Below are 14057 nucleotides of genomic sequence, written 5' to 3' on the forward strand. Positions count from 1 at the left end.
CTAGCTGGGCATCCGTATGATTGACGTTCAACATGTGACCAAACGCTACGGGAACGCAACCGCGTTGGATGACATCTCTTTCTCCATTAACAAGGGAGAAATCGTGGCATTTCTCGGGCCTAATGGCGCAGGAAAAACCACGACCATGCGTATTCTGACAGGGTTTATGCCCCCAACCCTAGGGACCGTTCGCATTGCAGGGTTTGATTGCCTGGAAACACCATGGGAAGTCAAAAAACATATCGGATACCTCCCTGAAACCCCTCCGCTCTATCTGGAACTGACCGTTAGTGAATATTTAACCTTTGTGGGAAGAATTAAACGACTTTCTGATGACCAATTGACAGAACGGATGGATACCATCATCACCCAAACGGGCCTAGCCGATGTTCGGGGACGAGTCATCGGACATCTATCCCGTGGATATCGACAACGCGTCGGCTTGGCACAAGCCCTTTTGCACAATCCTCCCGTGTTGATTTTGGACGAACCAACGACAGGGTTAGACCCGAATCAAATCATTGAGATTAGGGAACTCATTAAAAGCCTGGCGGGATCCCATACTATTATTTTAAGTACACATCTGCTGGCTGAGGCAACTGCTATTTGCCAACGAGTTATTATCATTCACCATGGCCGAATCGTCGCCGTGGACACGCCGGAACAGCTAGGGGCCAAACTCCGTGAATCGGAAACGCTCAGCCTGACCGTAAAGCAATCTGACCCGGACCTGTTGGAGGCGCTTCACCATATTCCCGGAGTCATCCGAGTCTCTCAAGGGGCAACATCTCACACCTATCTTCTGGACACGCTGATGGGCCGTGATATCCGAGAGGAATTGACCCAATTTATCGTCTCACGCAATGTGGGCCTCCTGGAATTAAAAACCCAACCCCTTACCCTTGAGGATGCGTTTAAGGTGCTCACACAAACCAACACTCCCAGCGCTCCCAACCTCTCGCCTGGTGGTCCACACTAACCGCAGATAGCCGGATTACTTTAATTATGACCCCCGTTCACACGATTGTTGCCAAAGAATTACGAAGTGCATTTGTGTCTCCAGTGGTCTATGTCATCGCAGCTATATTTTTAGCCATCGTGGGCCTGTTGGCCTATTCCGCAGCAGCCAATGCGAGTAACCAGGCCATCCGCCTGATGCAAATTCAAAACACCTACGCACAACTCAATCTCAATGATATGTTGTTCAGGCCACTCTTTCGAAGTATCAACCTCATCCTCATGATTATTCTGCCATTACTCACCATGCGTTTGTTCGCCGAAGAACGCAAACTCCGAACCTTCGAGCTCCTTCTCACGTCTCCCATTGGGGTGAATGAAATCGTTTCCGGAAAGTTCATGAGCGTGATAATCGTCTATAGCGGCCTGTTATCACTGACAAGCCTCATCCCCATAACACTGTCCGCCTATGCAACCTTTGATTGGCGACCGATTTATCTTGGGTATGTCGCCCTGTTCCTCCAGGGAGCCCTTCTCATTTCCATCGGTCTGTTTGCCTCGGCTCTGACCGAGAATCAAATTATTGCGGCTTTTTTAAGCTTTGGCTGCATCTTAGGTCTCTGGATGCTCGGGGCGTTGGGAGGCATTGTTGGGGACACCACGGTCGGACACATTCTGTCCTATCTCTCGTTTAGCGAACATTATGAACGATTGATTCGTGGTCTCTTTAATCTCAAAGATATTCTCTATTACGTCTCCGGTATAGCCTTTATGTGGTTTGCCGCTCACCAAGCCGTCGACGCCTACCGATGGAAGTAACCCGTGTGGCTTCCATTCTCGGAATAGCCGGAACCATATTAGTCCTGATAGGACTTGGTCTCCCCTTGTTCCAGCCTGCTGGAGGGAGCCTCTCCTCAATCCTGCTCGGCCTGGGGACACTGTGCCTCCTGGGCTATTTCGCCTTCCATTTTCGCAGCCTCACCGCGTTAGCGCGAACCCGGTCTACCCGACTCGGAGCACACAGCCTGTTTTCGGTCCTGCTTGCAGGCGTCGTCGTTGCCTTACTCAATTTTCTCGCAGCCAAGCATGCCCCGGAATGGGATTTCTCGGAGACGCAAAATTTCACCCTAAGCCGACAGACCTATCAAGTCCTTCGGACTCTGCCAAGAGAAGTAAAAATGACCGCCTTCACCCATGAAGGGAGCCCGGGTTATGGGGGCTACCAGGATCTCTTGACGACCTATGCGAAGGAGAGTCCTCTCATCACCCTGACCTTCATCGATCCTGAACGCCAACCAGACAAAGCCAAAGAGTATCAAGTGACTCGAATCGATACCGTCGTCGTGGAAAGTGGTCCCCAAAAGGTCTATCTCCAACGGTCTTCTGAAGCCGACATGACCAATGCGCTGCTCCGCGTCACACAGGACAAGAAAAAGCGCATTGCCTTTGTCACGGGCCATGGCGAAAAGAGTCTAACCGATACCGAATCGTCAGGATTATCTCGTGCCGGCGACGCCCTGACCAAGCAAGGCTATGAGGTCGGGACAGTGGATTGGCAAGACACGGCTTCTCACGAAGCAGCAGTGCTCATTGTGGCCTCCTCCACAGAAGCCGTATCCGTCGAGCACCAACACCGGATACGTCAATTTCTGGAAAAAGGAGGACGGGTACTGGTGATGGTTGATCCAGCCAGTGGCGATTCGTTAGATCCCCTGATCACACCTTGGGGCATTCAATTGGGGGCCGGCATCCTGGCTGATGAACAGGACCGCTTGGGACGAGGAAGTCCCACCGCGTTGCTCGTACGCACCTTTACGACCCATGACATCACCGAAGACTTCACCACTCCAATCCTATTTCCTGTGTCCCGCTCAGTGACCTTCGACACGGCACAGGGAAAGACCTGGGAGTATGTTGCCTTAGCACAAACGTCTCCGGAAAGCTGGGAAGAAACGGACCTGAACAGTCCTCAACCTGAATTCACGGCGGGGCAGGACCCCAAAGGCCCCTTTACCGTCGCGGGCCTCTTAATCCGTAAACCGGTCGACCAGTCCCCAACAGCTCAATCTGCCGTTCTCATCGTGGGCAATGCGGCGTTTGCAACCAATGGGTATCTGACCTATCCGGGAAACACGGACTTTTTCCTCAAGGCCATCGCATGGCTTGCCCAAGAGGACGCCTTAGTTTCTTTGACACCAAAAGATCCGGCCTTTCATCCATTCATACCGAATCCCTCGCAGGAACAGGCGCTCGTGTTTTTTCAGGTCCTGTTCCTTCCACTCCTTACTTTATTTATCGGTTTATCCGTTTGGAAAAGGCGGCGAAGTCTTTAACATGATAAATCCCGTTCGAGTGACGCTCATCCTGGCTCTGGTCGTTCTTGGCTTGGGAGGCTATATCCTCCTCATTGATATCCCTCAATCCCGCAAACTGGAAAAACAGGAAACCCAGGAACGACAGATCCTGCCCTTTGATGACCGGGCTATCACGCAGATCACCTGGGCCACTCCCACGGACACCATCCGCCTCGAACGTGACGACCAATGGCGGTGGATGATGACCGAACCTATGCGATCCCCTGCGGATGCGCGTGAAATCCGAAGGATCCTCCGAGCCCTCACGATAGGAAAAATTAAACGGTATATCGAGGATGGTCCAAGCAATTTGTCAGCATACGGATTAGCTCCCCCTTATCTCACCCTTACCCTGACCACTGCGACTGAGACGCAGGAAATAGCTCTAGGGGATGCCGGCCCCTTTGCTCCGTCCCTGTACGTCCAAACGAAACCTGACAATCAGGTCGTGCTCACCACTTTGGATGTGATGACCTTTGCTCAAAAGTCTCTCACAAACTTTCGGCTCAAGGACCTATTATTTTTCGAGCGGGATCGAGTCCTGGAGCTTCATATTCAACTCGGATCTTCCACCATGGTCATGACACGGATGGCAGGAGCCCATAGCTTGACGCCGAATTGGATGTTTCAAAGTCCTGTGAAAGGACCTGCAGATAAAACGGCCGTGGGCACTCTCCTCATGGATTTAGGAGGTTTGGCCGCCACAGGGTTCATTGATACCGAAGAAGAGAAGAAACGGATTCTGGAGCAACCGGCACGCATTCAAGCCACCATCCAAGTAGTAGAAGGCGCACGCACGCACCATCTGGAACTCTATCAATTTGCTGATCCAGAAAAGGCCTATGCCATTACGTCCGCCTCCGGCCCACTCTATGAAATTCCCACGGGGATACTGAAACCCATCACTCAAGGCATGTTTCATTTTCAAGACAAACGTCTCTTTGGCATGGAAGTCGCCGACATTGCTATGCTGACCGTCCACACCCCACAAGATCATTATGTCCTCATCAATCAACACGATGAGTGGATCTTAGAGGACAATCCTTCAGCAGAGTTAAATCAGGAAGTGGTAAAACTTTTTGTCAGTCGGATCGTGGATACTCCAGCGGAAATATTCCACCCCGATTCCTCTCCCGCCTCAAAAGACAATGGGATGGCCTCACCCAACGCTACCATTTCCGGCATGAACCGCAATGGGAAGGAAATCGGACAATTAATTTTGGGAAAGAGGGAACGGGGACTGGTCTTCGCCAAAGGAGCAAGCTTGCCAGGTTTATTCCAGGTCCGATCGGCTATCCTTGATCAAATACCCCCAAAAACCAAACTGATACGGGAAACCAACTCAACTGAATAGCCATCCTCTTCACTCCTTCATCACAACTTCACGCTTTGAGTAGCATATCTGCTTCTTTTGCATGAGCAGCAGAGCAACAGATGGGCACGATAAAAAACGAACCGAGCCTTCCGGAAATTCTCTCTTAACGTGATGGAGTTTGTTGGTTTTCTTCCTGGCTCATCTTTTTAAAGAACCGATCTGAATCCTGTTGAATGTCTTTTTTGGACGGGTCCGATTGAGGTTCGGGTGCGGAAGAACACCCCACCATCATCGTTCCCAACAAGAAAATAACACACATGATGAAGGTCGCCTGGGTTGTTGCATCACTCCAAGTCATAATCGTCTCCTCCCAAATCAATTGAACATGCGATGGATATCCTTAGAACATTGACACGTTCATAGCCTACAGCGCACCCTGGGCATCGATCAACACACAGACTTGAAATAACTAGGATATAGGAATCTGCTACCGTTCTTCGTTCATGAGATCTCACCATTACATCCTTGCATGAGGAATCAACTATGACCATCCACGCAACCCCGGCACCTTTCTCTTTCGTCACACCGCCAATATTGGTCAACTCATTCCCAAACCTTACCCTGGATTGGGAGCCATAAAGACCAGCACCCGGAGCCGGGTGGTCGTATGGTTCACCACGCCATGCTCTTCCCCGGCCGGAGCCATCGTCCCCTGCCCTTCTCCCAGTATCCGGCTTTCACTCCCGACCCGAAACGTGCCTTGCCCTTCCAAAACCAAATAGACTTTATCCTGGTCGGCATGCACATGGCCTTTTTGTTCCTGGCCGGGCTCGAAACCATACACATCACAAAAAAATCTCGGTGATTGAAACACATTCTGTTTCTTCATCTTTTCATTCGAAAACTGGCTGTAGTCTTGGATATTCACCACATTCACGTCAATGCCCTCCTCAATTGAACAATGTCGATACCAACTAGACCCTCTCTGAATAATCCTCAAAAATCTCTTACGCCGACCAATCCCTCACCACCCCGGATCTCCACGAGGCGATTTCATTTTCCAGGAGTGTTGAATAATACTATTTTCCCAGGACCTATTGACCCACAGGCACGTTGCCTATCAGAGGCCTCGGGGCAGTTCAAAAAATCATGCCCTGAGCCTTTCGAAGGGTTCGTCCAGTCCTGCCCTGAGTCATGCCGAAGGGAAGGCCGCAGTCATTTTTGCGCACAGAGCGTACTTCCAGTACGTGAGCACGGAAAAATGGCGAGAACGCCGCTGGCGGCTTTTTTCAACAGCCCATTTTCCAGAAACCTTGAATGACCCTAGGTTCAGTCTGATATGATGGGCTAAAGTAAGAGTGCCTCCAGAAACGTAGCATGTTACCCGAACACGCCCCGGCGATTCGAGAGAAAAATTTCAGGAATAGAAGCGAAATCAAGAAAGGATCAAACATGAAATCAGGACAGACACAAATTGCCCGAATTATTGGAGGAATACTCCTGTTTAGCCTGATGGGATGGGCAAATGTGGCCTTGAGCACGATACAGGGCGAATACGAACTGATGGAGGGGGAACCTTCTCAGCATGAAGCCGGCAAGGTGATTCTGTTTGAATTCGCTGACTTTTACTGCTCCCATTGCCACATGTTCGAACGTGTTGTCGGGACCCAATTGAAAAAAGAATTTGGCGACCAGTTAGAGATTAGAATGGTGGGATTTCCCGTCATACCCGGCAAACTGCCGACGGCCTTTGAGATGTACAATCAGGCCGTGACTATGGGCAAAGGTCCTGAAATGAAAGAACTCCTCTTTCAGGCCATTCACGACAAAGACATTCAAGTCTTCGATAAGACCATGCGCTCACTCCTTCTGAAAGAAATCGGGCTCGATCCCACAGAATTTGAAACAGGACTCGCCAGTGGAAAGCCTTTCAAAACCTTAGCCAAAGGCCGGACCTGGGGAGAACGGATCAAGGTCACGCATACGCCAACCGTACTTTTGGATGGAAACATTCGTGTGGCAAACTTAACTGCCGAAAACCTGAAGACGGTGATCGAAAGCATTCTTAAGCAAGATAGCAAATCTTAATGTATAGCATGAGCTTATCAATCAGACTCGAATCAATAGCAAAGGAAAGACACCATGGGACGAAAAAATTCTGATGACGAAATTTTTCCGGAAATGGCCGCCATGCTCGAAGGGATGCAAGACCTGTTGTGCGATGAAGATGGCAAACCACTCTCTCCCGACCATCCCCAATATCAAAAACTCACGGGGCTCATGGAAAACATCGCCTCTCGAGCCCGGAAACGAGACCAGCAGGATCCTTCTACCTCAGGCCATCAAGGAACCGCATAAATCCAAATATTGGCCCACAGGCTCTATACCTTCGACGATTACCTCGCAGGACTCCCAATTGCAGGTGAACCAGTTCAAACTTCTCATGAGAGGGAAAGACATTTATGGGGACAGACCCTTCCAGCCTACAAAGATTGAAAATATTCATGGAGCTTATCCGGCAAGCGAAGCAACAGAATGCTGAGCCGACGTTTGTGAGCACTCCAACCGAGCATGGCGATAATATTAACGTGGTCGCCTCCATCGAGGGGAAACCGGCCACTGCCGGAATATTATTTTGGGATGTCAGCTTATTACAAAATAACGGATTGGCCGATACCTTGGATGAGGAAGATCTCGCTCTAGGCCTCAACATCACGGACGGCCTGGTCGAGGATGCTGAAAAAATCCTCGCATTCGTCGATACTGAGTTGGCCAAATTGGCTTCCACATAATTACCCGCGCTCTATGCGGCTTGATAGCGCCGCACTCGCAAAAAACCACAATTCTCTAAGCTTCACTAGCTTCAGTTGCTGGGAAATAAAAAGGAGAAAATACTCCGGTAAGATAGCCGTTTTCGATTCAAATACGAGAAATCTGGCTGAGATTTCAAACCACCCAATGCTGAACTGTGCACCTAGGAGGGAAGTTTTGAAATCGCATTGTTTTAGAAATGATAGGGTCGGCCCATTCAGCGTGGGCGACCCGGCGGCTTGAAACTTGATGGCATCCGCCATGACCGTGCCCCCACTTGATTGGCTAAGACCACGCGATGCTCCTGTCCCGGCGTCATCACATAAGTCCCCAATTCATTCCATTGACCAAAGGTTTATTTCGGAAAATCCGCGACCCGACTTCCTATCTCTGCGCCTTATATCATCCTACAAAAAGCTTGTGGAAAATATATCCAAGAACCGTTTGGGCATGGTAGGATCACCAATCTGATGGATAGGGATATATATTTATGGGGAATCGTCGGCACATGGTTTGGGGATTGGATTTTCCAACAAGCGGTTCAACCGCAATCCTGATGCAATCTGCTCTTGAAGTTACCCATGCTGTTACTCTATAAGTAGTCACAATCAATTGACATACACTTGCGCGGAGAGGTGGCCGAGTGGCCGAAGGCAACGGTTTGCTAAACCGTCGTAGGTCAAAAGCCTACCGCGGGTTCAAATCCCGCCCTCTCCGCCATATTTTTCGTCAAATTTTCCAGATCTGCCTTCGTTCCTTAACCTTCACCCCTTCCTCCGGCCATCTCTATCCGATATCGTTGGAACCGAATGATCCACCTGCCCCGCATTTCGCTTTGCTGAATATAACCCATGCGTGAACATCGTTGGGAAACCCAATCGACGCTCTCCTTCGAGGATATTTTATTGGTGGCGAGCAAATTGAGGCAGTTAGGCCTAACCTCCATCCATGAGGACAAGGAGATGATCGGCTATATCGAAGAATGGGAGGTGGGCCATCCACAGCGCATCCAAACGCTCGCGCCATGGCCCACCGAGGATGTCACCTTATTACATCTCCTCGACAACTGGCAGGGCGACTTTTTTCTCTTGGCAGGCCACTATCACTCCATATTCCAAACGCATCAATCGGTCAACACCTACTGCTCGATCGCGCATCCCTGGCGTATGACTCAGCCGCTGACAACACTCCTTCCTGAAGCCTGGCTTTGGCTCGGATTCCGACATACTCATGGATTCATTCGTGTCCGGGTTCATACCACCGACGTCATTACACCAGGCGAAATACTTGCCAAACCACGAGACAGATTTTGGCTCATGGACCGGGAAAATGCCTTTCGGACTGCCATTCAGATCTTGGATCTTCCGATTGAGGTGACGCAAAAAGGCGCACGAGTCCTGCTGCAGACAGACCGAACCGATACCCCGCTCTTTTGCTCATGGCCGGATGCGTTTGGACCCTGCCAATTTGAACTCAACTCGCCCGATCCTTTTGAATTTTTGGTTCCAGCCAGTCAACTGGCTGCGACCTATCAGGGGCAACCTGCCAATTTGCGCGTCTATCTCACAGGATTTCCCGAACCTGCCCTCTTGGATTTCACTGGAATCACACCCAATCCCCGGTTCATGTATCGATGTTCTATTCACTGCACGCTGTCCGATATGCCTGAGTTGCTTCAGCTCTTGGAGCCGCAAGGTCGGGTCTATGGCAGCCTGGCGGAATTCCAGACCGACTATCTCCTTCCTGAAGGTGAGGACGTCGCGGCCATCGTGGGTCTGGTGGGCACGAATGGTGACTTTCGTCTGGAGATTCGACTCAATCAACGACCTCTTTCTCATCAAGCCACGGAACAATGGCTGGAGGAATTGGTTGGCCATCCCCTCATCTATGCACCCTTACCCGCCTTCCCGTAAGGGCATTTGGAGCTGTTGAAAAAAGCCGCCAGCGGCGTTCTCGCCATTTTTCCGTGCTCACGTACTGGAAGTACGCTCTGCGCGCAAAAGTGACTGCGGCCTTCCCTTCGGCATGACTCAGGGCAGGACTGGACGAACCCTTCGAAAGGCTCAGGGCATGCTTTTTTGAACCGCCCCGAGGCCTCTAATTTGCAACGTTCCTGCGGATGAATATGCCATTGGAAAATATAATTATTCAACACTCCCATATTGAACAACACTGACAGGAGCGTTGATGGACACGCCTCTTTAAGACTCCCTCATTGTCCTCAGGTTGGTTTCTGTCATTCATATGCCCATTGGAAAAAACAACATATTTGAAATATTCAACAACTGCCGTCACAGAGTTTTGAGTTCCTGAGTGATCACGAAAACTCAATCCAGGAACAGGTCCGCAACCCGGCAGACTTCCTCGACTGATATTTGCCGCATACACCCTTCTTCTCCCCGGGAACATGCGTCATGAAAACATTCTTCGCAGTCCAGGCCCTTATAAATCACGGAAACCTTTTTCCCTCTTGGACCCCACACATGAGGGTCCGATGGACCGAATAACCCGAGAACAGGACAACCGACGGCTGCCGCCATATGCATCGGGCCCCCATCGTTCCCGATAAATAAGGCGCTTCGCTTCATCACTACCGCCAGTTGACGCAAACCGGTTTGCCCCATCACATTGCGCGGTTTGGACCTGCTCAGATTGACAATCTGTTGTCCTATTAGCATCTCTGACTGGTGCCCGATCAAGGCCACAACCGCTCCCTGATCGGCCAGCCAATCGGCCAAGGCGGCAAATCGCTCAAGAGGCCAGGCTTTTTTGGCGTATCGCGCTGGAGGATGAAGAAGCACCAATGGCGCCCGCCCGATCTGGAGCGAGGCCATCAGGTGATCGCCTTGCTCGTGATCTTCAGGTCGCAGATACCATTCCGGATTGCCGACGGGATCACTGATACCTAAGGCGGGCAAGACCTGGGCATGATAATCCACCATGTGCATGGAGCCATAAGCTGATGGCAGCACATGCGTATACAGTTTTCCACGCCACCGGTCCTCCCGATTAAACCCCAGCTTGATCCTGGCACCACTCCAATATGATAGAAATGCAGAGCGATCCCCGTCTGTTAAATCCACCACACCATCGAAACGAGCCTGACGCACCGCTTGGTAACATGCCAATTGTTTGCCCCATCCCTCACGAGGCAGCACCATGATTTTCTGCAGATGAGGATTGCCGATTAACACACTCTCCGTTCCAGGATTCACCAGAAAGGTGAGTGAGGCCTCCGGAAATCGCTTGCGCAGAATGGGGAGAAGAGGAGTGGATAACACGACATCCCCGATATACCGAAGCTTAATAAGAAGAATACGTTTCATGTGAATTGTGGTCGCATCCAGACTATCCTGGAACCATATTCAGATAGGGAAACCGTTGAGAATACCGTCCGAGAGGAACGTCATTTCAGGAATCTGCATCATGGAAAAGAAGAGCTGCTTGCCAGTAGGGCCATAAGACCGACACGGTATAAATTCCCAGTACATATTCTCCAAATTCTTCCAGCGCCATGAAGAATAGCTGTGCGTCTTCCAACCCAAGAATGGGAAGATAATAGCCATGCACTTTATCCACCACCACACAGAAACTCAGCAGCATGCCTCCCAGGGTCAATTGCCCAATCCAGGGAGCCCGACTATTCCATGCTGCCGCCAGTCGTGACCAGATTCGAAAACAGAGGACTATTCCAATAACCATGACGGGAATAATCATACCCCCAATCACCAACAGTCGTTCCCAAAGCGGAAAGGTCGGGTTCCAATAATTCGCAACCTTATCAATGTTCCATCCAGTCGCCCAGACATGCGCATCTAACTCCCGCAGCCCAAAAAGGAGGCAGAGAGCCGTGAGCCCCAACCACTCAATGCGATGATGGGAATGACTGAGGCCCGCAGTCAGGCTCCACACCATAGCGACAAACCATACGCCCGCACTCATCATCTCAACCGGCCCGTTTTCTGAGGCAATGACGTCCCCCCACGCCGGCAAATTGGTAGACCATTTTGCCAGGAGCGTCATCGTCACACAAAAAAAGAGCGCCTCCACAAAGTTCCTCCAACACAGCCGTGCCTGTCCTTGACGTGTATCATCGAGGAGTGAAGGCTTGTCCGGGGGAATTTGAAGAAATCCAGGTCTCATGTCACTCTGACTGACATCTCCAACAAAAACAGATAGAGCCAATGACAGCTTCCACCAAGAATCAGCGCTGCGCCTCCAAAGAGTACCGCAGAGAGCCTCCTGCTCAGGAACCATTCGGCACCCACAATTCCCATGACGACGAAATAGAGTCCAAGAATGAGAAGCCCAAGTCCTATGAACCAAACCACCAAAGCCATCCCCCCGAGGTCATAGATATATGGAAGTCCCTGCTGATAATACGGAACGCGAGGGAGCCCTACCGTTACCCCTGCCGATAGCAATACCATCCAAACCGGCCAGGATGTTATCCAACCCATTACCATTTTCATAAAGCACCTTTGATTAGCCAAGCACGTCCCTATAGAGATTCAGCGTGTCCTGTGCTGCCCGCTCCCACGTAAATTGCTTGACCCGCTCGAACCCCTTGTTGCGTAATTGCGTTTGTAATTCCCGATCACCCACCAGCCGTTCTATTTCCATTCCCAATTGTTCCGGATCTTGGGGGTCGATATACAGAGCGGCATCCCCTGCCACTTCCGGCAACGCACTTCCCGTCCCGGTAATGATCGGGGCACCACAGGCCATGGCATCAAGAAGTGGAATGCCGAACCCCTCATACAAGGACGGGAACACAAAGGCTTCCGCGTGGGAATACAGTAGCCGTAAATCTTCGCTGGACACATATCCGGGACAACAGATCCCATCCATGATCCCCAACTTTCCCGCCGTATCCGTGAGGCTGGCGCCACGTGATTGAACCTCTCCGATGACGACCAGAGACAACGATTTGGCAAGCCGCGGAGATCGGGCAAACGCGTTAAACACGACGGTATGATTTTTCCGTGGCTCAGCCCCACCCACAAACAGCACAAATGGACGGGAAGGTATGCGCAATCGTGCTTGGACATCCTGAAACTTCTGATGATCCCGTTCAGGAAACATGTCGGGGGAAGCCCCGTGATGAATCACCGCGATACGGTCAGGCGCGAGATGAAACATCTCTTGGAGTTCCCTGGACGTAAACTGTGAGACCGCAACCACTCGAGAGACGTGTCTGGCACGAAAACCCAGTTTCCATGAGGAAAGAGCCTGTCCGAAAAGTTTTTTCGAATACTGTGGATGACGTGGCAACCAGACATCATGAATTGTGAGTATGGTATTACGTTGGCGGTTATCGGGAGCCTTGAAGTTGGTCCCATGAAAGATATCGAGCGGGGTCCGATCTTTCTCCCTTCGGCTAAATCCCCACGATGACTTGGAGCATTTCACGGAGACATGCGAAGGAAAGTGAACGGGTAAGGTTTGGGAAGAACTACTCGAAGAGGCATAGGCCACCCATTCAATATCTTGAGAACAGGTAAACATGGCAGGAAACAGACATCGGACATACTGTCCAATCCCGCTATAGGACGCACGCATGGGCCCGGCATCAAACCCGACCCGCATCAGCTGGCTGAACCGTTTCGGATCATCGGACAATCCCGTACATGAACGGACTTGCTGACCGGCACGCCATCTCTCGTTACTCCCTTTCCTGAGAACATCCCGGGGCTTCGAGCTGTCTCATATGCCAAAGCTTGGCATATTTCACAAAGGTATACATACTGGATAGAGCACTGACTAAAAATCCCGCCATACCATCACGATACGCCTTCCGTGCGAAATAATATTTCGAAAAGGTAAAAATGGGACGAAAGAGAAGATCCGAGGAACGCACATGACGCTTGGTTCGTGCCCTGTCTTGAGCTGCCAATGTCGTGAAGTTCGGAAATTTTTCAAAATAATTGTGAAGCGTGGGTCTCGTGAGGTGCACTAATGGACAGGAGAAATAGGCGGATTCTCCTGAGAATATAAATTTATTGTGTGGCTCGGCATCATCCAAATGGCCGATTCCGCGGCGGAACAGACGCAATTGATAATCGGGGTAACACCCCGCATTCAACACCAGCGAACCAAAATAATAATTATGTCGGGGGACATAATACGCCACTGGCCCATCCTTGGAACCGGAAGACAGCACCGCTTCGATCTCAGTCTGCAGCGCAGAAGGAATTCGTTCATCGGAATCTAAAATAAAGACCCAGTCTGTGGAAGCCTGGTCCATCGCATAATTTTTTTGGTCTCCAAACCCAGGCCAGGGCCGTTGGAAAATTCTGTCGGTAAATGTTCTGGCAATATCCAGAGTGCGATCCGTACTAAATGAATCCACCACGACAATTTCATCCATCCATTTTGCACTTTCCAGGCAAGGCTGAAGGTTCTTCTCTTCGTTGAATGCCACCACGGCACAAGAGACCGTTTCCCGTTTGACCGAAGTGACACTCTTTTGGGCAGGACTATTCTGGTTCTTCATAAGATGTATGATCCGTTATCACTAACCACCAGGGGTAAAATGAAAAGTCTATGCGCACATAGAGTCCCGGGGTTGGCATCATCGTCAATCGGTCGATCCCTGCACATCAGGCATCCCACTCCAC

At 50.7% G+C, this 14057-nt stretch carries 16 protein-coding genes and 1 tRNA gene; 9 read left to right on the forward strand and 8 right to left on the reverse strand.

The window, feature by feature from the left end; translation table 11 throughout:
• Nucleotides 1-16 precede the first annotated feature (16 nt).
• From ACWHYD_RS11545 to ACWHYD_RS11560, 4 genes are read left to right on the forward strand one after another with little or no spacing between them, the layout of a single operon-like run.
• Entirely contained in the window at nt 17-979 is a 963-nt protein-coding gene (locus tag ACWHYD_RS11545; protein ID WP_447962187.1) for an ABC transporter ATP-binding protein, read from the forward strand.
• A gap of 26 nt (nt 980-1005) precedes the next feature.
• Nucleotides 1006-1776, forward strand: a complete 771-nt coding sequence (locus ACWHYD_RS11550) for an ABC transporter permease (RefSeq protein ID WP_447962188.1) — start codon at nt 1006-1008, stop codon at nt 1774-1776.
• A 5-nt stretch (nt 1777-1781) separates the two neighbouring features.
• Nucleotides 1782-3290: a GldG family protein gene (locus ACWHYD_RS11555; protein WP_447962189.1), complete on the forward strand. Its 1509-nt coding sequence runs from the start codon at nt 1782-1784 to the stop codon at nt 3288-3290.
• Nucleotide 3291: 1 nt separating this feature from the next.
• Complete coding sequence (locus ACWHYD_RS11560; RefSeq protein WP_447962190.1) at nt 3292-4665, forward strand: DUF4340 domain-containing protein; 1374 nt, start codon at nt 3292-3294, stop codon at nt 4663-4665.
• A gap of 124 nt (nt 4666-4789) precedes the next feature.
• Here the strand turns inward: ACWHYD_RS11560 and ACWHYD_RS11565 are convergent, their stop codons facing one another.
• Both ACWHYD_RS11565 and ACWHYD_RS11570 read right to left on the reverse strand, forming a co-directional pair.
• On the reverse strand, nt 4790-4984 hold the full coding sequence (locus tag ACWHYD_RS11565; protein WP_447962191.1) for a hypothetical protein: 195 nt from the start codon (nt 4982-4984) through the stop codon (nt 4790-4792).
• Between the two features lie 258 nt (nt 4985-5242).
• A complete protein-coding gene (locus ACWHYD_RS11570; protein ID WP_447962192.1) occupies nt 5243-5563 on the reverse strand; it encodes a cupin domain-containing protein in 321 nt (106 codons plus the stop codon).
• A gap of 515 nt (nt 5564-6078) precedes the next feature.
• Here ACWHYD_RS11570 and ACWHYD_RS11575 point away from each other — a divergent pair.
• The 3 genes from ACWHYD_RS11575 to ACWHYD_RS11585 all read left to right on the forward strand — a co-directional run bounded on the left by ACWHYD_RS11575 (nt 6079) and on the right by ACWHYD_RS11585 (nt 7418).
• Complete coding sequence (locus ACWHYD_RS11575) at nt 6079-6714, forward strand: DsbA family protein (protein ID WP_447962193.1); 636 nt, start codon at nt 6079-6081, stop codon at nt 6712-6714.
• A 54-nt stretch (nt 6715-6768) separates the two neighbouring features.
• Entirely contained in the window at nt 6769-6984 is a 216-nt protein-coding gene (locus ACWHYD_RS11580) for a hypothetical protein (RefSeq protein WP_447962194.1), read from the forward strand.
• Nucleotides 6985-7130: 146 nt separating this feature from the next.
• Entirely contained in the window at nt 7131-7418 is a 288-nt protein-coding gene (locus ACWHYD_RS11585) for a hypothetical protein (protein ID WP_447962195.1), read from the forward strand.
• Here the strand turns inward: ACWHYD_RS11585 and ACWHYD_RS11590 are convergent, their stop codons facing one another.
• The gene (locus ACWHYD_RS11590) at nt 7419-7700 is read right to left on the reverse strand and encodes a hypothetical protein (protein ID WP_447962196.1); all 282 of its coding nucleotides are present in this window, start codon (nt 7698-7700) and stop codon (nt 7419-7421) included. It lies immediately after the preceding gene.
• A gap of 366 nt (nt 7701-8066) precedes the next feature.
• Here ACWHYD_RS11590 and ACWHYD_RS11595 point away from each other — a divergent pair.
• Together ACWHYD_RS11595 and ACWHYD_RS11600 are read left to right on the forward strand one after the other, a co-directional pair.
• Nucleotides 8067-8157: transfer RNA gene (locus ACWHYD_RS11595), tRNA-Ser, on the forward strand.
• Nucleotides 8158-8288: 131 nt separating this feature from the next.
• Nucleotides 8289-9350, forward strand: coding sequence for a hypothetical protein (locus ACWHYD_RS11600; RefSeq protein WP_447962197.1), 1062 nt, complete (start codon nt 8289-8291; stop codon nt 9348-9350).
• Between the two features lie 414 nt (nt 9351-9764).
• Here the strand turns inward: ACWHYD_RS11600 and rfaQ are convergent, their stop codons facing one another.
• From rfaQ to ACWHYD_RS11625, 5 genes are all read right to left on the reverse strand, one after another.
• Nucleotides 9765-10763, reverse strand: coding sequence for a putative lipopolysaccharide heptosyltransferase III (gene rfaQ, locus ACWHYD_RS11605; protein WP_447962198.1), 999 nt, complete (start codon nt 10761-10763; stop codon nt 9765-9767).
• Between the two features lie 85 nt (nt 10764-10848).
• Nucleotides 10849-11580 carry a hypothetical protein gene (locus ACWHYD_RS11610; protein WP_447962199.1) on the reverse strand — a complete coding sequence of 244 codons (732 nt, stop codon included), beginning with the start codon at nt 11578-11580 and terminating at the stop codon, nt 10849-10851.
• Complete coding sequence (locus ACWHYD_RS11615) at nt 11577-11897, reverse strand: hypothetical protein (protein ID WP_447962200.1); 321 nt, start codon at nt 11895-11897, stop codon at nt 11577-11579. The genes ACWHYD_RS11610 and ACWHYD_RS11615 overlap by 4 nt, the downstream gene beginning before the upstream one ends.
• A gap of 25 nt (nt 11898-11922) precedes the next feature.
• Complete coding sequence (locus ACWHYD_RS11620; RefSeq protein ID WP_447962201.1) at nt 11923-12999, reverse strand: glycosyltransferase family 4 protein; 1077 nt, start codon at nt 12997-12999, stop codon at nt 11923-11925.
• Between the two features lie 103 nt (nt 13000-13102).
• On the reverse strand, nt 13103-13933 hold the full coding sequence (locus tag ACWHYD_RS11625) for a glycosyltransferase family 2 protein (RefSeq protein WP_447962202.1): 831 nt from the start codon (nt 13931-13933) through the stop codon (nt 13103-13105).
• Nucleotides 13934-14057: the final 124 nt, after the last annotated feature.

The sequence above is a fragment of the Nitrospira sp. Ecomares 2.1 genome (assembly GCF_965152585.1).